Source organism: Sphingomonas sp. CCH21-G11, assembly GCF_001555965.1.
Taxonomy (GTDB): Bacteria; Pseudomonadota; Alphaproteobacteria; order Sphingomonadales; family Sphingomonadaceae; genus Sphingomonas.
This window is the reverse complement of record NZ_LSHX01000032.1, coordinates 74,779-95,714: the sequence shown is the minus strand read 5'-3', so window position 1 is coordinate 95,714 and position 20,936 is coordinate 74,779. Positions and strand designations below refer to the sequence as shown.

The 20,936-nt window shown below is 67.6% G+C and carries 19 protein-coding genes; 13 read left to right on the top strand and 6 right to left on the bottom strand.

Features of this window, described 5'->3' with window-relative positions; genetic code table 11:
* Positions 1-74 precede the first annotated feature (74 nt).
* Both AX676_RS08710 and AX676_RS08705 read left to right on the top strand, forming a co-directional pair.
* Positions 75-521, top strand: a complete 447-nt coding sequence (locus tag AX676_RS08710) for an NfeD family protein (RefSeq protein WP_066479886.1) — start codon at positions 75-77, stop codon at positions 519-521.
* A gap of 254 nt (positions 522-775) precedes the next feature.
* Complete coding sequence (locus tag AX676_RS08705) at positions 776-2,584, top strand: DUF885 domain-containing protein (RefSeq protein ID WP_082731182.1); 1,809 nt, start codon at positions 776-778, stop codon at positions 2,582-2,584.
* Between the two features lie 180 nt (positions 2,585-2,764).
* Here the strand turns inward: AX676_RS08705 and AX676_RS08700 are convergent, their stop codons facing one another.
* The 4 genes from AX676_RS08700 to AX676_RS08685 form a co-directional block, all read right to left on the bottom strand.
* Positions 2,765-3,847 (bottom strand): mechanosensitive ion channel family protein, encoded by a 1,083-nt coding sequence (locus AX676_RS08700; RefSeq protein ID WP_082731180.1) that lies wholly within the window; start codon positions 3,845-3,847, stop codon positions 2,765-2,767.
* Between the two features lie 33 nt (positions 3,848-3,880).
* Positions 3,881-4,207 carry a hypothetical protein gene (locus AX676_RS08695; protein ID WP_066479890.1) on the bottom strand — a complete coding sequence of 109 codons (327 nt, stop codon included), beginning with the start codon at positions 4,205-4,207 and terminating at the stop codon, positions 3,881-3,883.
* Positions 4,208-4,292: 85 nt separating this feature from the next.
* On the bottom strand, positions 4,293-4,760 hold the full coding sequence (locus AX676_RS08690; protein WP_066479892.1) for a hypothetical protein: 468 nt from the start codon (positions 4,758-4,760) through the stop codon (positions 4,293-4,295).
* A gap of 47 nt (positions 4,761-4,807) precedes the next feature.
* Positions 4,808-6,433 (bottom strand): phosphoenolpyruvate carboxykinase, encoded by a 1,626-nt coding sequence (locus AX676_RS08685; RefSeq protein WP_066479893.1) that lies wholly within the window; start codon positions 6,431-6,433, stop codon positions 4,808-4,810.
* Positions 6,434-6,647: 214 nt separating this feature from the next.
* Here AX676_RS08685 and AX676_RS08680 point away from each other — a divergent pair, with 214 nt between their 5' ends.
* The 7 genes from AX676_RS08680 to AX676_RS08650 are packed head-to-tail and all read left to right on the top strand — an operon-like array spanning position 6,648 to position 11,775.
* A complete protein-coding gene (locus AX676_RS08680) occupies positions 6,648-7,352 on the top strand; it encodes a response regulator transcription factor (protein ID WP_066479896.1) in 705 nt (234 codons plus the stop codon).
* A complete protein-coding gene (locus tag AX676_RS08675) occupies positions 7,321-8,895 on the top strand; it encodes a sensor histidine kinase (protein ID WP_066544233.1) in 1,575 nt (524 codons plus the stop codon). The genes AX676_RS08680 and AX676_RS08675 overlap by 32 nt, the downstream gene beginning before the upstream one ends.
* On the top strand, positions 8,892-9,332 hold the full coding sequence (locus AX676_RS08670) for an HPr kinase/phosphorylase (RefSeq protein ID WP_066479901.1): 441 nt from the start codon (positions 8,892-8,894) through the stop codon (positions 9,330-9,332). Before AX676_RS08675 ends, AX676_RS08670 begins: the two co-directional genes overlap by 4 nt.
* Positions 9,333-9,338: 6 nt before the next feature.
* Positions 9,339-10,274 (top strand): RNase adapter RapZ, encoded by a 936-nt coding sequence (gene rapZ / locus AX676_RS08665; protein WP_066479904.1) that lies wholly within the window; start codon positions 9,339-9,341, stop codon positions 10,272-10,274.
* Entirely contained in the window at positions 10,271-10,678 is a 408-nt protein-coding gene (locus AX676_RS08660; RefSeq protein WP_066479908.1) for a PTS sugar transporter subunit IIA, read from the top strand. Before rapZ ends, AX676_RS08660 begins: the two co-directional genes overlap by 4 nt.
* Entirely contained in the window at positions 10,675-10,947 is a 273-nt protein-coding gene (locus AX676_RS08655) for an HPr family phosphocarrier protein (protein WP_066479910.1), read from the top strand. The genes AX676_RS08660 and AX676_RS08655 overlap by 4 nt, the downstream gene beginning before the upstream one ends.
* A gap of 24 nt (positions 10,948-10,971) precedes the next feature.
* On the top strand, positions 10,972-11,775 hold the full coding sequence (locus tag AX676_RS08650) for a TrmH family RNA methyltransferase (protein WP_066479912.1): 804 nt from the start codon (positions 10,972-10,974) through the stop codon (positions 11,773-11,775).
* Positions 11,776-11,785: 10 nt separating this feature from the next.
* Here AX676_RS08650 and AX676_RS08645 read toward each other — a convergent pair whose 3' ends face one another.
* Complete coding sequence (locus tag AX676_RS08645; protein ID WP_066479914.1) at positions 11,786-12,703, bottom strand: helix-turn-helix domain-containing protein; 918 nt, start codon at positions 12,701-12,703, stop codon at positions 11,786-11,788.
* Between the two features lie 200 nt (positions 12,704-12,903).
* Complete coding sequence (locus AX676_RS08640; RefSeq protein WP_231726095.1) at positions 12,904-14,658, bottom strand: class I adenylate-forming enzyme family protein; 1,755 nt, start codon at positions 14,656-14,658, stop codon at positions 12,904-12,906.
* Between the two features lie 151 nt (positions 14,659-14,809).
* On the opposite strand from AX676_RS08640, the gene AX676_RS08635 reads away from it, so the two are divergent.
* From AX676_RS08635 to AX676_RS08620, 4 genes are all read left to right on the top strand, one after another.
* Positions 14,810-16,033 (top strand): serine hydrolase domain-containing protein, encoded by a 1,224-nt coding sequence (locus AX676_RS08635; RefSeq protein ID WP_197417132.1) that lies wholly within the window; start codon positions 14,810-14,812, stop codon positions 16,031-16,033.
* Positions 16,034-16,268: 235 nt separating this feature from the next.
* Positions 16,269-18,296, top strand: a complete 2,028-nt coding sequence (locus AX676_RS08630; RefSeq protein ID WP_066479917.1) for a 3-hydroxyacyl-CoA dehydrogenase NAD-binding domain-containing protein — start codon at positions 16,269-16,271, stop codon at positions 18,294-18,296.
* Positions 18,297-18,479: 183 nt separating this feature from the next.
* Complete coding sequence (locus AX676_RS08625) at positions 18,480-19,664, top strand: acyl-CoA dehydrogenase family protein (RefSeq protein ID WP_066479920.1); 1,185 nt, start codon at positions 18,480-18,482, stop codon at positions 19,662-19,664.
* A gap of 140 nt (positions 19,665-19,804) precedes the next feature.
* Positions 19,805-20,917, top strand: coding sequence for an acyl-CoA dehydrogenase family protein (locus AX676_RS08620; protein WP_066479923.1), 1,113 nt, complete (start codon positions 19,805-19,807; stop codon positions 20,915-20,917).
* The last annotated feature ends 19 nt before the right edge of the window (positions 20,918-20,936 follow it).

The following is a 20,936-nucleotide window of genomic DNA, read 5'->3' as shown; positions in this document are numbered from 1 at the left end:
CGTTCATTCAGGCGCGTCCTCCGCCCCCGGCGTGTCGGTCCCTTTGCGATGCCGGGGGCGGAGGACGCGCCTGAATGAACGAGCCGTGGATCGTCTGGGCGATCGTCGCAGTCGTGCTCGGCGCGACCGAATTGCTGCTGCCCGGCGTGTTCCTCGCCTTTGCCGCGCTCGCGGCGGCGATCACCGCGATCCTGGCCGGGGTGCTGCCCGGGCTCGGGCTGGGCGGACAGCTGCTCAGCTTCGGGGCCTGGACGGCGGTAACGGTGCTGATCGGCCGACGCTGGTATCGCGACTATCCGGTCGCCACGACGGACCCGCTGCTCAATGACCGCGCCGCCCGGCTGGCGGGCGCGCGCGCCATCGTCGCCGAAGCGATCGTCGCGGGCGAAGGCCGGGTGCGGATCGGCGACGGCGAATGGCCGGCGCGCGGCCCCGATGCCCCGGTCGGCACACGGATGCGGGTGATCGCGATCGAACAAGGTGTCGCCCGGGTCGAGCCTGAACCCCCGGCCCTTTCCTGAGAATCAGACCTAAATTGCCCTGCTCGCTTCCCTTCCACCCCGATCGTCACCCCGGCCCCGTGCCGGGGTCCACCGTGACACTCAGCGGAATGCGCGTAGTGGTGGGCGCAGACGGTGCCGCAGGGCGTGGCGCGACGCGAAGGTCAGGCGTCCGTGCGTCTTGCACGGTGGACCCCGGCACGAGGCCGGGGTGACGGCCAGTCAAGAAATCGGCCAAACTTAAACCCACACCACCACACCTCCCGGAGAAGATGATGCCCGCCCTTTCCCGCCGCCAGTTGCTCGCCGGTGCCGGTTCCGCCGCCTTTGTCGCGGCCTTTCCCGACCTGGCGCTGGCCCGCACCGATCGTGCGGCGGCCCTCGCCGACGATCTCGCCGAATCCTATCTGCGCCTGTCGCCCGGATCGGCGACCGGGCTCGGCATCGACCGGGGCGCGCGTGCCGCGCTCAAGTCGCGGATGGAGGACAGGTCGTTTGCCGGCGTCGCCGCCGAACGCGCCTGGCTGAAGGATGCGCTGGGCCGCATCGACGCCGTGCTGCCGCAGGCGCGGGGCGAGACGGCCAAGACACTCGACATCGCGCAGACCGCCTATGCCACCGCGCTGGAAGGCTATGGCTTCGGTTATGGCGATGTCGCGATCGGCGGTTGGCGCAACGGCCCCTATCCCGTCGCGCAGAATATGGGTGCCTATCTCGACGCGCCCAAATTCCTCGACGCCAGCCACGTCATCGAAAATGCGGCCGACGCCGACGCCTATCTGGCGCGCCTGTCCGCGATTCCCGCGCAGCTCGACGGCGAAACCGAACGCCTGCGCGCCGCGCGCGGCATGGGCGTGGTCGCCCCCGACTTCATCCTCGCCAAGACCCTGGCGGCGATGCGGCTGACCCGTGGCGAGGCGGCCGGCGAGGCGCTTCTGGTCACCTCGCTGCGCGATCGCACCCGCGCCATCCCCGGCGACTGGGCGCCGCGCGCCGAACGCATCGTTGCCGCCGAAATCCAGCCCGCGCTCGACCGCCAGATCGCCGAGCTCGCGCGCCACGCCGGCATGGCAAAGTCCGACGCCGGCATGTGGGCCCGGCCCCAGGGCGACGCCTATTACGCCTGGGCATTGCGCGCCGCCTCCACCACCCGCATGACGCCCGACGAGGTGCACGACGAGGGCAATCGCCAGCTCACCGAACTGCATGGCGAGATGGACGCGATCCTGAAGGGGCTGGGCTATGCCGACGGTTCGGTCGGCGCGCGGATGCTGGCGCTCGCCAAGGACCCGCGCTTCACCTTTGCCGAGGGCGATCCGGGCCGCGCCGAGATCATGGCGTTCATCCGCCAGCGCATCGATGATCTGCGCCCGCGCGTGCCGGGCGCGTTCCGCACGCTGGTCCGGGGCAATGTCGAGGTGAAGCGGATCGCGCCCGCCGAGGAAATCGGCGCGCCGGGCGCCTATGGCGGCGCGGGGTCGATCGACGGCACGGTGCCGGGGCGCTTCTGGATCAACCTGCGCTCGACCGACATGCATACCCGCTTCAGCCTGCCGACGCTGACCTATCATGAAGCGATCCCTGGCCATGTCTGGCAGGGCGAATATGCCAACCGCCTGCCGCTGCTCCGCACGCTGATGGGCTTCAGCGCCTATTCCGAAGGCTGGGCGCTCTATGCCGAACAGATTGCGGGCGAGCTGGGCGTCTATGAAGGCGATCAGGTCGGGCGGCTCGGCTATCTCGCCTCGATGGCGTTCCGCGCCGCGCGCATGGTGGTCGACACCGGCATCCACGCGAAGCGCTGGGACCGCGACAAGGCACGCGCCTGGTTCGCGGAGGCGACCGGCGACACGATCGACGGCGTGACCAGCGAGATCGACCGCTATTGCGTGTGGCCGGGCCAGGCGTGCGGCTACAAGATCGGCCATACCGAGATCAATCGCCAGCGCCGCAAGGCCCAAGCCGCGCTCGGCACGCGCTTCGACGTCCGCGACTTCAACGATCTGGTGGTCGCCGGCGGCGGCCGCCCGCTGCTGGTCGTCGAGCGCGACGTCGATGCGTTCATCGCAAGCCGGCGGGCGTGACGGCTCAGGCGCTATACCCCGCCGACCGTTACCCCGGCCTCGTGCCGGGGTCCGCTTCTCCACCTGCACTCGTCTCGAACGTTGCGCGACACCTCGCCGGCACCGATTGCGCACGAGAGTCCGCCCGCTGGGCGAGCGGCACGGTGGACCCCGGCACAAGGCCGGGGTGACGACGCTTGGTCAGGCCGTAATCGGCTCGACCGCCAGGCGCTCGCGCGGCAACGCCTCGGGCATCTCGTCGGCGATGTAGCGCATCAACCCCTCGCGCAGGTCGCAGCGCAGATCGAACGCACGGCCGGCATCGGCGGCGCTGACGAGGACGCGGACCTCGATCGCGTCGCGGCGCTGTTCGGTGACTTGGGTGCCGATGACGCGGCGGTCCCATTTGGGGTGCGCGGCCACCAGTTCCTCCGCCTTCGCGCGGATCCGCGCGACATCGGCGCGCGGGTCGAGGTGAAGGAACACCGTGCCCATCAGCGCGCTCGACGTGCGCGTCCAGTTCTGGAAACTGTCCTCCAGGAACTTGCTGACCGGCACGACCAGCCGCCGGTCGTCCCAGATGCGCACGATCACATAGGTCAGCCGGATTTCCTCGATCCGCCCCCATTCGCCCTCGATGATGACGACATCGTCGATGCGGATCGGCTCGGTGAACGCCATCTGGATGCCGGCGATCAGGTTCTTGAGCGCGGGCTGCGCCGCCGCGCCGACCGCCAGCCCCGCCAGCCCCGCCGACGCCATCAGCGTCACGCCGACATTGCGCACGCTGGGAATGCTGAGCAGCATGACGCACACGGTCACGAACCCGACGACGAACACCGCGATCCGCCCCAGGATCGCGCTGCGCGTGCGTTTGCGACGCGCGTTCAGATTGTCCTCGATGGAAATGTCGGCATGGACCGCGATCACGTCGTTCACGCCGCGGATCAGCGCGATCGCCAGCCAGCCGATCAGCGCCGGCACGATCAGGCCCGCGAGCAGCGTCCACAGCCGGTTGGCGCCATCGGGAAGGTGGATGACACCGCGTACGGCCGCGAGCGCGATCGCGACCAGAATCCACCGCGACGGCCGCCGGGCATGGGCGACCAGAATGTCGTCGCCGCTGTCGGGGGTCCGCGCCGCGATCCGGCCGGCAATGCGAAAGACGAGCCAGTGAAGCGCCAGCGCCGCGACGACGGCGATGGCGACGGTGCTCAGGTCGACGACCAGGACCGGCACGGCCCAGCCAAACAGGTCGAGGGTCGGCATGGCCGTCAAGCGCATGACCGGGGCAAGGGTTCCCGGGCGTGCGGCGGATCAGCCCTTGTTGTTGAGGAACCCGCCCGCGATCGACCCGATCTGGCCCAGCAGCCCGCCGCCGCCGCCCGATTCGTCGTTGAGCAGCTGGACGAAGCGCGTCAGCGACCCCTCGCCGCCGATCTGCTCGACGATCTGGCGCAGCTGGTCGACGCCCAGCCCCGTGTCGGCGGCTGCGGTCTGCAGCGTGTCGGTCGGTGCGACATGCGCCTTTGCCAGCGACGCGACGGCAGCTTCGACCTGGTCGGCGGGCAGGCCCAGCTTGGTCGCCATGTTGGCGAGTTCGACATGGTCCCCGAGTTGCGCAAGCATGGCAGCGATGTTCATGTGGTCCTCCCGTCCATCCCGGCCAGGCGCAACCCCTGTGCCGATCGATGCGACCATAGCCGAGAAACGTGACACATGCAGGATGTCAGGTCGACGGCTGTCGTGGAACAGTCCCGATCAGGTCCGGGTCAACCCATCCGCGTCGCGCCTCGACCGAGAACAGGCGTTCGCGCGAATAGAAGCGCAACGGCCATTCGCGGTGCCCCTCCGGCGCGACGAGCAGCGCGTTGACCGCGTCGACCAGGGGGATCGCCATCTCCGCCCGCGCCAGGAATGCGCGCACGGTCGCCAGCATGAACTGGGTGATCGTCTCGTGATAGCCCTGGTGATCGTCGTTCACCCCGCCGACCGCGGCATTGTAGCCGCGGATGATGGCGGGAAGCTCGTGCTCCAGATCGATGTCGGGGCGCATACGGATCAGCCATGCGCAGGCGGCGAGATGCGCCTCGTGCGTCCACGCGGGACGCGGCAGATCGCGGTCGAGCAAGCCATTGCCGACCGCCGCGATCGCGGCATCGTCGGCAAACAGGAGGGCTTCGTTGTCTTCGGACATGATCGGACGTTCCTTGTTGAAAGGGTGGCCCGATCAGGTCGGGCCGGTCAGGCGGGTTCGGCCTCGCGTTGTCGCACCCGGGGTGCCGCCGCCCGCACGCCTGCATCGACATGATCCGCGAACGGCGCGAAATTGGCGTTGAACAGGTCGACCAGCCGGGCTGCGGTCGCGTCATAGTCGGCCGGATCGGTCCAGGTCATGCGCGGATCGAGGATCGCGGGATCGACCCCCGGCACGCTGACCGGCACGGCGAAACCGAAATTCGGATCGGTGCGGAACTCGGCATCGTTCAGGCTGCCGTCGAGCGCCGCGTTGAGCAGCGCGCGCGTGACCTTGATCGGCATCCGGTTGCCGACGCCGTACTTCCCGCCGGTCCAGCCGGTATTGACCAGCCAGCAGTCGACATTGCCGCTGGCGATGCGCTGCTTGAGCAGGTTGCCATAGACGGACGGATGGCGCGGCATGAACGGCGCGCCGAAGCACGTCGAAAACGTCGCCTCCGGCTCGGTCACGCCGATCTCGGTGCCTGCCACCTTGGCGGTATAGCCCGACAGGAAATGGTACATCGCCTGGTCCGGCGTCAGCCGCGCGATCGGCGGCAGCACGCCGAACGCGTCCGCGGTCAGCATCACGATGTTGCGCGGCACCGGCCCCATATTCCGCGCGCTGGCATTGGGGATGAAGTCGATCGGATAGGCACCGCGGGTATTTTCCGCCAGGCGATTGTCGTCGAAGTCGAGCTCGCGCGTGACCTCGTCCATCACGACATTCTCCAGCACGGTGCCGAAACGCCGCGTGGTCGCGAAGATCTCGGGCTCGGCGTCGGCGGACAGGCGGATCATCTTGGCATAGCAGCCGCCTTCGAAGTTGAAGACCGCGGTGTCGGACCAGCCATGTTCGTCGTCACCGATCAGCGTGCGCGACGCATCCGCGCTCAGCGTCGTCTTGCCGGTGCCCGACAGGCCGAAGAAGATCGCCGTGTCGCCGTCCGGGCCGATGTTCGCCGAACAGTGCATCGGCATGATGCCCTGTTCGGGCAGCAGATAGTTGAGCAGGCCGAACACGCTTTTCTTCATCTCGCCTGCATAGGCGGTGCCGCCGATCAGGATCAGCCGCTCGGTGAAGTTGACCGCGATCACCGTCTCGCTTCGGCAACCATGGCGCGCGGGATCGGCGCGGAAATCGGGCAGGTCGATGATCGTGTAATCCGCCGCGAAGCCGGCAAGCTCGTTCGGCTGCGGGCGGACGAGCATCGTGCGGATGAACAGGCTGTGCCAGGCCAGCTGCGTGATGACGCGCACGCGGACGCGATGTTCGGGCTGCGATCCGCCGAACAGGTCCTGGACATACAGCTGGTTCAGCCGGCCCAGCGCCGCCAGAAAATCCGTCTTCAGCGCGGCGAAATGAGCGGGCGTCATGTCGCGGTTCGACTTGCCCCACCACACGGTCTGGTCGGTCTGCGCGTCGCGGACGATGAACCGGTCATTCGCCGAGCGGCCGGTATGCCGCCCCGTCGCGACGACCAGCGGGCCGTGGCGCGCCAGCTGTCCCTCGCCGCGCAGGATGGCGTGCTCGACCAGCCGGGCGGCTTCCAGATTGGCATGCACCAGCGCGTCGGCGGGCAACGGCACGACATCGTCGCCCACCCGAAGCAGCGTTTGAATCACCGGCATCTCTCCTTTTCCGCCGCTGCGTCGAACTGCGCGCGGCGTTCTTTTTGGCAATCGCGGCACTTGGTGCCGTCGCATACGTATGCATCGCGCATAATGAGCGAATCGCACAGCGTCAAACCGCCGCACCTGCATCCTTGCTGTCGCGGGATCAGGCGGTTGAGCGCGGCGCCGAACTGGACTAGGCCCATCCTCAGTCGCAACCTGCAGGGCCCGGATGACCGCTTCGATTGCGCTGGTCGACGACGACCGCAACATTCTGACTTCGGTGTCGATCGCGCTGCAGGCGGAGGGATTCGCGACGCGCGTCTATTCGGACGGCGAAGCGGCATTGAAGGCGCTGATCGACAATCCGCCCGATCTTGCGGTGCTCGACATCAAGATGCCGCGCATGGACGGACTGGAGCTGCTGCGCCGGCTGCGCGAGCGGTCGAACATTCCCGTCATCTTCCTGACCAGCAAGGATGACGAGCTTGACGAGGCGCTGGGTCTCGCGATGGGCGCCGACGACTACATCGCCAAGCCCTTTTCCCAGCGCCTGCTGATCGCCCGCATCCGCGCGCTGCTCCGCCGGGCAGAGGTGCTGGCCGCCGCCGACGATGCCGAGGATGAAAGCGCGCCGCGCATTGTGCGCGGACGGCTGACGATGGATCCGTCGCGCCACGGCGTTACCTGGGCCGGACAGCCGGTCACGCTGACCGTCACCGAATTCATGATCCTGGAAACGCTGGCGCAGCGGCCCGGTATCGTGAAGACGCGCAACCAGTTGATGGATGCGGCCTATCACGACGACATCTATGTCGACGACCGCACCATCGACAGCCACATCAAGCGCGTGCGCCGCAAGTTCCGCCAGGTCGACGCCACCTTCGACGCAATCAAGACATTGTATGGCGCGGGCTATCGCTTCGTCGACGAGTGACGAGCGCGAGCTGTCGCTGCGCTGGTCGGGCCGCGTCAGCCTCACGCCGCGCATCCTGTTCGTCAACATCTTCGCGCTGGCGCTGCTGGCCGGCGGCTTTTTCTACCTCGACACCTATCGCGCGCGGATCATCGACAGCCGCGTCGCGCGCGCGACGCTGGAGGCGCGGCTGATCGCGGCGGCGATGGCCGCGGCACCCAGGCCGGAGCGCCGCGCACTGTTCCTCAGCCTCGCGGAATCGACCGGATCGCGGCTGCGGCTGTACGATACGGACGGTCGCCTCGAACTCGACACGCGCGCGCTCGGGCTGCGCAATTTCCGGCTGCGCGATCCCGATCGCGACCCGTGGCAACAGGACGCCGCGCGGTTCCTGGACGCGGTGATCGACACGGTCGTGCGCACCGCGCGCGCGCCGCTCTATCGCGAGCCCGCCGACGATCGCGGCGATGTCTGGCCCGATGTCCAGGCGGCGCGCACCACCGGGTCGGCCGCAGCGTCGGTATGGCGCGCGCCGGATCGCACAACAGTGATCACCGCCGCCTCACCCCTGCCCAGCGGCGAAGTCGCGATGTCGGTGGTCAACGCGCTCGACATCACCCAGACGGTCCGGCTCGAACGCTACCGACTGAGCGTGGTCATGGGCATCGTCACGCTGGTGTCGGTGCTGCTGTCGCTGTTCCTGGCGCGCACGATCGTGCGGCCGCTGCGCCGGCTGGCCCGCGCCGCCGTGCGCGTGCGGCTGGGGCGTGCACGCGAAGTGGTGGTGCCGCGCCTCCCGTCGCGCCGTGACGAGATCGGGATGCTGGCCCGCGCCCTCTCCGACATGAGTCAGGCGCTCACCGCGCGGATCGACGCGACCGAGGCCTTCGCCGCCGATGTGACGCACGAGCTCAAGAACCCGCTGGCGTCGCTGCGCTCGGCGGTGGAGAGCCTGGGCAACGTCCGCGACCCGGAGCTGCAGGCGCGGCTGCTGGCGATCGTGCGCGACGACGTGCTGCGGCTCGACCGGCTGATCACCGACATCTCCGATGCCTCGCGGCTCGACGCGCAGCTGAGCCGCGCGCAGTTCGAGCCGGTGTCGCTGACCGCGATGCTCGACGCGCTGGTCCGCGCCCGCATCGACCGCGGGATCAGCCGCGATATCGCGCTCGCCTTCGACGCGCGGATCGACGATCCGCTTATCGTGATGGGCGAGGGATCGCGGCTGGAGCGCGTCTTCGCCAACCTGCTCGACAATGCGCTGTCCTTTTCGCCCGATCGCGGCAGCATCCGCGTGATCGCCACCCATGTCGGCGATATCGCCCAGGTCGCCGTCGAGGACGAAGGCCCCGGCGTGCCGGAGGACGCGCGCGAGGCGGTGTTCCACCGCTTTCATTCGGTACGCCCGCAGGGCGAGGCGTTCGGCCAGCATTCGGGGCTGGGGCTTGCCATCGCGCGCACGATTGTCGAAGGACATCAGGGCATGATCGCGGTCGAATCACGGGCGGATCGAACCACCGGCGCACGCTTTGTCGTGCGGCTGCCGCTGGCGGCGCGGCCGTGACGACCGAACTGTCCGCCGAAACGGTGCACGCCTCCGCGGTCGCGATCGAGGGCCGCGCGGTACTGATCGAGGGGCGGTCCGGCGTCGGCAAGTCCGACCTGGCGCTGCGTCTGATCGATCGCGGCGCGCAGCTGATCAGCGACGACTATACCTTGGTGCAGCGGCGCGGACGCCAGCTCGTCGCCTCACCCCCCGAACCGATCGCCGGCAAGATCGAGGTGCGCGGTGTCGGCATCGTCCCCCTGCCCTTCGTCCGCGACGTGCCCGTCGCGATGATCGTCCGCGTCGACGATCATCCCGATCGCCTGCCCGACGAGATTGAGCAGCGGCGGCTGGCGGGCATCGCGATTCGCGTCATGCCGCTGCCCGCGCTCGAACCGTCCTCGCCGATCAAGGTCGAGATGGCGCTGCGCCTGATCGATCCGGACGCGGCCTGATCCGCGATGGCGGGCAAGCACATCCTGCTGGTCACCGGCATGTCGGGCGCCGGCAAGTCGACCGTGCTCAAGACGCTGGAGGATCTGGGCTGGGAGGTGGTCGACAACCTGCCGCTCAGGCTGCTCGACCGGCTGCTTGCTCAGGCCGAACCGGTCGACAGCTGGGGCGATGACCGCCCGCTCGCCATCGGCATCGGCGCGCGCACCCGCGGCTTCGACGCCGAAAGCATTGTCCGGCGGATCAAGCGGCTGCGCGAGGACCATGGTCACGACATCGGGACGCTGTTCCTCGATTGCGAAGGCCCCGAACTCGAACGGCGCTATTCCGAAACGCGCCGCCGCCACCCGCTGGCGCCCGACCGGCCGGCGAGCGACGGCATTGAGCGCGAGCGCGAGCTGCTGGGGCCGCTGCGCCGCTGGGCCAACCGGCTGATCGACACGACCCAGCTGACCTCGAATCAGCTGGCCCAGGACATCCGCCAGACGCTGGGGCCGACCGACCAGGGCGGCCCTGTCGTGTCGGTCGTGTCGTTCGGCTTCGCGCGCGGCCTGCCGCGCAATGCCGACCTGGTGTTCGACATGCGCTTCCTGCGCAATCCGCACTGGGTGGCCGAGCTGCGCCCCGGCACCGGTCGCGATCCCGCGGTGGCCGAATATGTCGCGGGCGACCCGGCCTATCCGGAGGCGGTCGCCGCCATCGAATCGCTGTTGCTCATGCTGCTTCCCCGCTATGCGGCGGAGGGCAAGTCCTATGTCACCATCGCGATCGGATGTACCGGGGGGAGACATCGGTCGGTTCATGTCGCCGAACGGCTCGCAGCAAGGTTGCGCAACGCGGGCTTTTCGCCCACCTTGACCCATCGCGACCTTGGGACCGCGCCGCAGGACATGATGGAAGGCGCGCCGGGACAAATGGAACCACACGGGAAATTGCGCGCATGATCGGCTTGGTATTGGTGACGCACGGTCGGCTTGCCGAAGAGTTCGTGGTCGCGATGGAGCATGTCGTCGGGCGCCAGGAGCGGATCGTCCCGATCTCGATCGGGCCCGAGGACGACATGGAGGAGCGCCGGCTGGACATCGCGCGCGCGATCGAGGCGGTCGACGATCAGCGCGGCGTCATCGTGCTGACCGACCTGTTCGGCGGCACGCCGTCCAACCTTGCGATTTCGCTGATGGAACCCGGACGGATCGAGGTGATCGCCGGGATCAACCTGCCCATGCTGATCCGCCTGGGCGGCGCGCGCAAGACGATGAAGGTCGCCGAAGCCGTCGCCGCCGCGCGCGAGGCCGGGCGCAAATATATCTCGGTCGCCTCCGAGGTGCTGGGCGAGGCGGCTGCTTGAACCGCGTCAGCCGCACCGTACGGATCAGCAACCGCCGCGGGCTGCACGCGCGCGCCAGCGCCAAGTTCGTGACGCTCGCCTCCACCCAATCGGGCGAGGTGATCGTCGAGAAGGACGGGTCCAGCGTCACCGGCACGTCAATCATGGGGCTGATGATGCTGGGCGCCGCAATGGGTGACGAGATCACGATCAGCGCCGAAGGCCCCGATGCCGACGCGGTCGTGGCCACCATGGCCGCGCTGGTCGAGGACCGCTTCGGCGAGGAGTGAGCCCCCTCACCGCCATTTGTGCCCATGCCACGCGCCATCACCGCCTTTTCCAACCCGCTGATCAAGCGGATGCGGCTGCTCCGCGACAAGAAGCACCGCCGCGACGAGCGGCTGTTCCTGGCCGAAGGGCTGCGCATCCTGACCGAGGCGCGCGAGGCGGGGCATATCCCGCAATGGCTGTTCTTCGCGAACGCGAGCGCGCGACACCCGCTGGTCGAGGCACTGGTCGCCGATGTAGAGGCGGCCGGTGGCGAGGCGATCGAGACGAGCGCCGACATCCTGTCCAAGCTGTCGGGCAAGGACAATCCGGGCGCGGTGATCGGCGTCTTTGCCGAGTTGCCGGTCGATCTGGCGCGGATCGACCGCAGCGCAGCGCCGATCTGGCTGGTGGCGGAGCGGCTGCGCGATCCCGGCAATCTGGGCACTATCCTGCGCACCGCCGACGCAGTCGGTGCGGGCGGGCTGATCCTGGTCGGCGACTGTGTCGATCCGTTTTCGGTCGAGGCGGTGCGCGCCAGCATGGGGGCGCTGTTCACCGTGCGGCTCGCGCGCGCGGAGTGGGACCAATTTCTTCGCTGGCTCCGCGCCGGGCCGGGCGAGCTCGTCGGGCTGAGCCTTGACGGCGCGGTCGATTATCAGCAGCCACGCTATACCGCCCCGACCTTTCTGCTGACAGGCAACGAGGCGCAGGGGATGCCCGCCGACTATGCCGCGCAGTGCGACCTGCGGGTGAAGATTCCGATGCTCGGCAAGGCCGACAGCCTGAACGCCGCAGTCGCCACCGCGGTGATGGCGTACGAGGTGCTGAACCAGCGCCGGCGCGGCTGACGCGGCAAGGTCAATGCGTGCCGGGTCGCTTGCGATACCTGCCGGGCGGCATGCCCATGGCGCGGGTAAAGGCGGTGGTGAAATGGGACTGGTTTGCGAAGCCGCATGCCAGGGCCAGCTGGGCGAGTTCAAGGTCGTCCTTTGCCAGCAACTCGCACGCCAGGCGCAGGCGCCGTTCGCAGACGAAATGATAGGGCGTCTGACCGGTCGCCAGCTTGAACACGCGTGAAAAGTGAAAGGGCGACAGGCCGGCCACCCGGGCCAGGTCGTGCACACCGATGGGCCGGGCAAGATTGGCATCGATATAGTCGGTGACGCGCCGCAGCTTCCACGCGGGCAGGTGGATGCGATCGGCATCGGCGCGAATCGCGGCAAGGTCGATCCGCGCCAGCAGCGACGCGATCGCCCGGCTCAATCCCTCGACCACCATTCGCGACGCCATGCCCGGCGATGCAATTTCGACGTCAAGCATCCGGATCAGTTCGATCAACCGCGCATCGTCACGGAACAGCAGCGGGCCAAAGCCATGGTTCGGCTGCTCCTCGATCAGCTTATTGAGGTAGCCGCGCGGAAACATGAGGTTGGTGGACCGGGCGCTGGTGCCGAAAATCACTTCGCTGTCGGCACCCTGGGGCACGAAGGTGACCCGCAGCGACCGATTGGGCTCGAGCTTGAACGCGGTCCCCGCCATGCGTCCGAATGCCGGTACGCCGGCACCGCGCGACATGAAGATGAGGTCGGGCGCGTCGCCGTCGCGCACGGCAGTGGTCATCTCCCCCGTGCGCCCATATCGGTGCATGCGGTACAGCAGGATGTCGGTTTCCGAATGGCGATGGGGATCGATCTTCGGCTCGCGCAGATAACGGACCGCATCGATCGGATCGAAGCCGGTGTGCGCTTGATATGCTGCGATGCTCTGCTCGGCCATCCCGCCCTCCCGCGCGTAGATCCGCCATCTGCGCGCGCCAAACGCTCGATCGCGTGTCGAGCCCGCGTCACGGTCGCGCATTGGAGCGGCGACCTCAAGCGCCTCGCGCGGCGCATTGTCCGCATTATCGCAGGATCAGAAAACCGCCCGATCCAACGCGTTGGGCCCTGCGGCTGGTACGAAGCAGAAAGCTGCCGCTTTCAGGCCACTGCCTCGCGCACGAAAAGCGCGCGGAGATCCTTTTTCAGAATCTTGCCATTGGCGTTGCGCGGCAGCACGGCGTCGCTGAACCGGATCGTCACCGGCACCTTGAACGCGGCGAGGTGCTGACCGACCCAGGCCTTCAGCTCCTGCTCGGTCGCCGTGCAGCCGGCGCACAGGTGGACGACCGCGGCGGGCTCCTCACCCAGCGTGCGGTGCGGGATGCCGACCAGCGCCGCGTCGGTGACGGCGGGATGCGCGTAAAGGACGTTCTCGACCTCGATCGAGTAGATGTTCTCGCCGCCGCGGATGATGATATCCTTGGCGCGGTCGACGATGTAGCAAAAGCCTTCCTCGTCGATGCGCCCCAGGTCGCCGGTGCGCACCCAGCCGTCAATGAAGGTCTCCGCGGTCGCCTCGGGCTTGTTCCAATAGCCCTTCACCACCATCGGCCCCTTGGCCCAGATTTCGCCGATCTCGCCCACCGGCAACTCGGTCGTGCCGTCGGGCGACATGATCTTGAGCTCGGCGACCGGCACGGCGGGACCGCAGCTGTCGGGACGGTTGAGATAATCCTCGCCCTGATGGCTGGTCACCGTCGCCATCGTCTCGGTCATGCCCCAGCCATTGCCGGGCAGCGCGCCGAACTCCTCATAGATGCGCTTGACCAGCTCGGGTGCCGACGGCGCACCGCCGTAGGAGATCGTCTCCAGGCTCGACAGATCGTAACTCGCGCGGTCGGGATGTTCGAGCAGTTGCCAGGCAATCGTCGGCACGCCGCCGGTCGCGTTGATCCGCTCGCGTTCGATCAGCTTCAGCGCCTCGGTCGCGTCCCATTTGCGCATCAGCACGATGGTGCCGCCGGCCACGACATTGCCCATCAGGAAGGCGCTGCACGCGGTCACGTGGAAGAACGGAATGACGATCAGGTTGACCTTGGGCTCAGGCGCGGCGGGCGGAATTTCGCCCCGGCGCAGCAGCATCCGCGCCGCGCCGTAGCCGGTCGAGAAAATGTTGGAAATCATGTTGCGATGCGTGCCGAGCGCGCCCTTGGGCTTGCCGGTGGTGCCGCTGGTATAGAAGATCGCCACTTCGTCGTCGGGCTGGATCGACAATGCCACCGGCGGCAGCGTCGCGTCGGGCAGCTGGGCCCAGCCGCTCGTCGGGCCGACCAGCGGCTCGAACGGCGCGGCGGGGGCTTCCAGCGGCGCAACCGCGCGGGTGACCAGGAAATGCTCGACCCCGGGCATGTTGGCATAATGCGCCTTCAGCCGCTCATGCCGTTCGCCATCGAGAATGAGCAGCTTCGACCCCGAATCGTTGACGCCATATTCCAGCTCCGCGCCCGTCCACCAGGCATTGAGCGGCACCGCGATCGCGCCCAATGTGGTGACCGCAAAGAAGATCAGCGTCCATTCGGGCAGGTTGCGCATCGCGAACGCGACCCGGTCGCCCTTGCCCACGCCCATGTCGGCGAGCTTCTGCGCCAGCAGCATCACTGCGCGGAAATGCGCGTCATAGGTCACGCGCTCGCCTTCATAGACGATGAACTCGCGGTCGCCGTGCGACTTGGAAAAGGCGATCAGCATGGCGAGCGATGGTGGCGCGTTCTTCCACACCCGCGTGCGCACGCCGCGGATATCCGCCTCGTCCATCTCGAAACGCTGGCCGGGGGCAGTCAGCATCGCCCTGATCTCGTCGAGCGAATATTTGGGCCACCCGGCCGGGAGCGCGATGAACGGTTCGGTGGCCACGGCAAAACTCTCCAGTTGAAGATCGGGTTTGGCGCTCTTGCGCTTTGCTGAGACGTTAGTGTTGATTCGTCGTGCGCTCAAGGCAATAGGGAACGCAGGTCCGCGGCGAGCGCCTTTGCCCCGGATTCGAAACAAGGGTATGGAAGGCCGCATGAGCTTGCACGATCCGCGACAGCTGGGCTTCGATGCCGATCGCCTGGCGCGGATCGACGCGTTCCTGGCGGACAAATATCTCGCCAGCGGGCGTTTTCCGCACGTCCAGCTGCTCGTCGCGCGCGAGGGGCGGATCGTGCATTTTTCGCACCAGGGCGCCGCGCGCGGTGATTCGCCGACACCGATCGACGATCGTTCGATCTTCCGCATCGCCAGCATGACCAAGCCCGTTACGTCGATCGCTTTCATGATGCTGGTCGAACAGGGCAAGGTCGCGCTCGACACGCCGGTTCACCACGTGCTGCCCGAGTTCAAGGGGCTGGGCGTCTATGACGGCGGGGGTGCCGGGGTGCCCTTTGCCACCAAGCCGACCGCCGCGCCGATGCGCATGGTCGACCTGCTCCGCCACACCGCCGGGCTGACCTACAGCTTTCAGAACCGCAGCAACATCGACGCGGCCTATCGCGAGCAGCGGATCGAAAGCTGGCACGGCAACCTCGACCTCGACGGCTTCGTGGCCGCACTCGGCAAGCTGCCGCTGGAGTTTTCGCCGGGGGAGGCGTGGAATTATTCGGTCGCCACCGACGTGCTGGGCGCGGTCGTCCAGCGCGTGGCGGGCGAACCGCTCGATCAGTTCTTCGAACGCCACATCTTTGCGCCGCTCGGCATGGTCGATACCGGCTTCATGGTGCCGGCGGACAAGATCGACCGGCTGGTCGATTGCTACACGTTGAAGCCCGGCGAGGGCCGCGCGCTGTACGACCCCGGCGTGAAATCGGCGTGGTCGCGGATGCCGAAGCTGGTGTCGGGCGGCGGCGGGCTGGTGTCGACCGCGCTCGACTATCACCGCTTCTGTTCGATGTGCCTCAATGGCGGCGAGCTGGACGGCGTGCGCATCGTGTCGCGCAAGACGATCGACCTGATGACGATGAACCACCTGCCGGGCGGGGGCGATCTGGCCGGCATGTCGCGATCGCTGTTCAGCGAGACGACCAATGCCGGCACCGGCTTCGGTCTCGGCTTCGCGGTGACGCAGGACGTCGCCAAATCGATGATGCCGGGGTCGGTCGGCGAATATTACTGGGGCGGCATGTTCTCCACTGCCTTCTTCATCGATCCCGTCGAGCGCATCCACATGGTCTTCATGACCCAGCTGTCGCCGTCGAGCAGCTACCCGATCCGTCGCGAGCTCAAGACGATGATCTATGCGGCGCTGACATGAGCTCGCGCCTCTCCCGTCGCCCCGGCGGAGGCCGGGGCCGCTGGCCGATGATGTGCCAGCATCTGATAGCGGCCCCGGCCTTCGGGGTTCCCCGCAAAGTACTACTTTGCGGGGGCCCCTGCGCCGGGGCGACGACCTCATCTTCGGGGCGCAACTCAAACCCTTTCCCGTTCGGTTCGAGCGAAGTCGAGAACCGCAGATCACAAGAGACACTTTCCTTCAGGAGCCTGAACGCATGACTTCACCCATCTCCACCGCGCGCCATGGCGACGTGCTCGTCATCACCTCCAACAACCCGCCCGTGAACGCGCTGGGCGGAGCGGTGCGCCAGGGCCTCGACGCCGGGATCAAGGAAGCGGCGGGCGACGATGCGGTCAAGGCGGTGGTCATCATCTGCGAAGGCCAGACCTTCTTCGCCGGCGCCGACATCACCGAATTCGGCAAGGCGATGGCGGAGCCGCTGCTGCCGCAGCTGGTCGACGCGATCGAAGCGCTCGACAAGCCGGTGATCGCCGCAGTCCACGGCACCGCGCTGGGCGGCGGGTGCGAGGTCGCGCTGTCGGCGCATTACCGGATCGCTGTCCCGTCGGCCAAGTTCGGCGTGCCCGAGGTCAAGCTGGGCCTGCTGCCGGGTGCGGGCGGCACCCAGCGGCTGCCGCGCGCGGCCGGCGTCGAGCTGGCGCTGGAAATGACGTCGAAGGGCGATCCGATCTCCGCCACTCAGGCCAAGGAAGCGGGGCTGGTCGACCGGCTGGCGAGCGAGGGCAATCTGCTCGCCGACGCACTCGCGTTCGCCAATGAAGTCGCCGCCGTCCGCCCGATCCCGCGCGTCAGCGAAAAGCCGCTGAGCGCCGACCCGGCGGTATTCGAGACGTTCCGGAAAACAAATGCGCGCCGCTTCCGCGGCTTCGACGCGCCCGCCGCCAACATCGCCTGTGTCGAAAAGGCGACGCAGGTGCCCTATGCCGAGGGCGTCCAGTTCGAGCGCGAACAGTTCATGAAGCTGATGTTCGGCGTCCAGTCGGCCGCGCAGCGCCACATCTTCTTCGCCGAGCGCAAGGCATCGAAGATCGACGGCATTTCGGCCGACATCCAGCTGCGCGACATCAAGCGCGTCGGCGTGATCGGCGCGGGCACGATGGGCGGCGGGATCAGCATGAACTTCCTGTCGGCGGGCGTGCCGGTGACGATCGTCGAGATGCAGCAGGAGGCGCTGGATCGCGGCACCGGCGTGATGCGAAAGAATTACGAAGCGACCGCCGCCAAGGGCCGGATGACGCCGGAGCAGGTCGAAAAGGCGATGGGGCTGCTCACCCCGACGCTCGGGCTCGAGGCGCTGGCCGACTGCGACCTGATCATCGAGGCGGTCTATGAGAATATGGACGTCAAGAAGGACATTTTCGGCAAGCTCGACACGATCGCCAAGCCGGGCGCGATCCTGGCGTCGAACACCAGCTATCTGAACATCGACGAGATTGCGGCGGCCACCTCGCGGCCGCAGGACGTGCTGGGCATGCACTTCTTTTCGCCCGCCAATGTCATGAAGCTGCTGGAGGTCGTGCGCGGGGCCAAGACCGCGCCCGACGTGCTGGCGACAGCGATGGCGGTGGCCAAGAAGATCCGCAAGGTCGCGGTGGTCGCCGGCGTCTGCTACGGTTTCATCGGCAACCGGATGCTGATGCCGCGCCAGGTCGAGGCGAACAAGCTGCTGCTCGAAGGCGCGACGCCCGAGCAGATCGACCGCGTCCATGTCGAGTTCGGGATGCCGATGGGGCCGTTCCAGATGGCCGACCTGGCCGGCGTCGACATCGGCTGGCACCGCGATCCCAGCCGGATCGAGAATATCCGTGACCAGCTTTGCGCCGAGGAACGCTGGGGCCAGAAAAAGGGCGCGGGCTTCTATGACTATGACGAGAAGCGCAATCCGTCGCCGTCGCCGCGCGTTGCCGAGATCATCGAGGAGTGGCGGACCAAGACCGGCACCGCGCAGCACGAGGTGACCGACCAGGAGATCGTCGAGCGCACGCTCTACACGATGGTCAATGAAGGCGCGCTGATCCTGGAGGAAGGGATGGCGCAACGCGCGTCCGACATCGATGTCGTGTGGATCTATGGCTATGGCTGGCCGGTCTATCGCGGCGGCCCGATGTTCTGGGCGGATACCGAAGGGCTGAAGAAGATCGTCGAGGGATTGGATCGCCACGGCTTCGAGGTCGCCAAGCTGCTGCGCGACAAGGCCGAAAAGGGCGAACGGTTCAATTGAGTTTGTAAGGGCGTCGCCCCGGCGAAGGCCGGGGCCTCGTGCCGCGAGCGTGCGCGGATCGGCTCGAGATGCCAGCCTTCGCTGGCATGACGCGGACAGGATTTTGGAGAGGGGCCAGCCCTGCCACCCCCTCTCCCAACCCTCTCCCCAAAGGGAGAGGGCGAAAGAGATAGGAGAGAGCACATGACCGACAGTCTCGACAGCTTCCGCGCCGAAACCCGCGCCTGGCTTGCGGCGAATTGCCCGCCGGAAATGCGCGAGCCGGTCAAGTCGGACAAGGACGTGTGCTGGGGCGGCCGCCGCGCGACCTACAAGCCGGGGCAGAAGGAATGGCTCGACGCGATGGCTTCGCGCGGCTGGACGGTGCCCGACTGGCCGACGCAATATGGCGGCGGCGGGCTGTCGCCGGCCGAGACCAAGGTGCTGCGCGAGGAAATGGCGGCGATCCGCGCGCGCAATCCCTTGAACAGCTTCGGCATTTCGATGCTTGGCCCGGCGCTGCTCAAATACGGCACCGAGGAACAGAAGCTCGAGCATCTGCCCAGGATCGCGCGCGGCGAGATCCGCTGGTGCCAGGGCTATTCGGAGCCGAACGCGGGCTCCGACCTCGCTGGCCTCGCCACGTCGGCGGAGGATGCGGGCGATCACTTCATCGTCAACGGGCAGAAAGTGTGGACCAGCTATGCCGACGAGGCCGACTGGATCTTCTGCCTGGTCCGCACCGACAAATCGACCAAGCAGGGCGGGATCAGCTTCGTGCTGTTCGACATGGAGACGCCGGGCGTCTCGACCAAGCCGATCCTGCTGATCAGCGGCTATTCGCCCTTCTGCGAGACCTTTTTCGACAATGTGAAGGTGCCGAAGAAGAATCTGGTGCACGAGCTCAACAAGGGCTGGGACGTCGCCAAATATCTGCTCGGCCATGAGCGCGAGATGATCTCGGGCATGGGGCTGGGCCAGACCGGCGGCAACCCGATGATCGACAGCGCGATTGCGACCGTTGGCCTCGACCATGACGGGCGGCTGGCCGACCCGATCCTGCGCGGCCAGATCGCGCTGTTCGAGGTGCGGGCCAAGGCGTTCTCCGCCATGTCCGAACGCTTCATCGACGAGCTGAAGGCCGGGCGTGCCCACCCCGCCCAGCCGAGCATGATGAAATATTACGGCACCGAGCTGAACAAGGCCCGCCACGAGCTGGCGATGGCGGCGGGCGGATCGGACGCGCTCGAATGGGAAAGCGAGCGATCGAACAAGGGCGCGGCTCCGCGCGCCTGGCTGCGCACCAAGGCCAATTCGATCGAGGGCGGGACGAGCGAGGTCCAGCTCAACATCATCGCCAAGCGGATTTTGGAATTGCCGGGGGCCTAAGGCCACCAAAGCCCTCTCCCCTTTGGGGGGAGGGTTGGGAGAGGGGCAAGCCGGGCGCACCCCTCTCCGCTGCGACTAGGCGGACAAGCCGCCAAGTCTCGCGCCTCTCCCCAAAAGGGGAGAGGGCTAGGGAGAAAGTAATGCCGCTCTACCTCAACGAAGATCAGACCCTCCTGCGCGACACCGCGCGCCAGTTCGTTGCCGAACAGGCACCCGTCCGCCACCTGCGCCAGCTGCGCGACAGCAACGATGCGACCGGGTTCAGCCGCGACTTGTGGAAGCAATTCGCAGAAATGGGCTTCACCGGCATCCTGATCGACGAGGATCAGGGCGGCGTCGGCATGGGCCATGTCGAGGCCGGCGTGGTGCTGGAGGAAATCGGGCGCAACCTCTCGCCCTCCCCCTTCCTGTCGACCGCGGTCGCGGCGGTCGCGGCGCTTAAGGGGACGCCGCACGCCGAACGCTGGTTCCCCGGCATCGTGGCGGGCGAGACAGTCGCGGCGCTGGCGATCGACGAGTCGGCAAAGTTCACCGGCAAGGTCGCGATGAAGGCCGAACGCTCCGGCAACGGCTTCAAGCTGTCGGGCGCCAAGCAGTTCGTCACCCACGCCCACGTCGCCGACGTGATCCTGGTCGCGGCGACCACGGCGGACGGCGCGCCGCCGACCCTGTTCGCGGTCGATCCCAAGGCGGCGGGGCTGACGATCGACCCCCAGCGGCTGGCCGATTCCAGCCTCGCCTCGCGCCTGACCCTCGACGGGGTGCAGGTCGATGCCGATGCGGTGGTCGGCGAAGTCGATGACGATACGCCGCTCGCCCGCCTGCTCGCCGCCGGGCGCACCGGGGTGGCCGCCGAAATGCTGGGCGTCGGCGCGGGCGCGATGGACATGACGATCGATTACCTGAAGCAGCGCAAGCAGTTCGGCGTCGCGATCGGCAGCTTCCAGGCGCTCCAGCACCGCGCCGCGCATCTCTATTCGGAGATGGAAGTCGCGCGCGCCGCCGTGCTGCGCGCCCAGCAGATGCTCGACGCCGGCCAAGACCGCGCCGACGAAGCGGTCGCGGTCGCCAAGGCGATGACGGGGATCGCCACGACCCTGGCGGTGCAGGAAGGCATCCAGATGCACGGCGGCATCGGCATGACCGACGAATATGACATCGGCTTCTACATGAAGCGCGCGCGCGTGCTGGCCGAGATGTTCGGCGACAGCAATTTCTTCGCCAACGCGCTGGCGGAGAAGGCGGGATATTGAGCGATACCGATTGACCCAA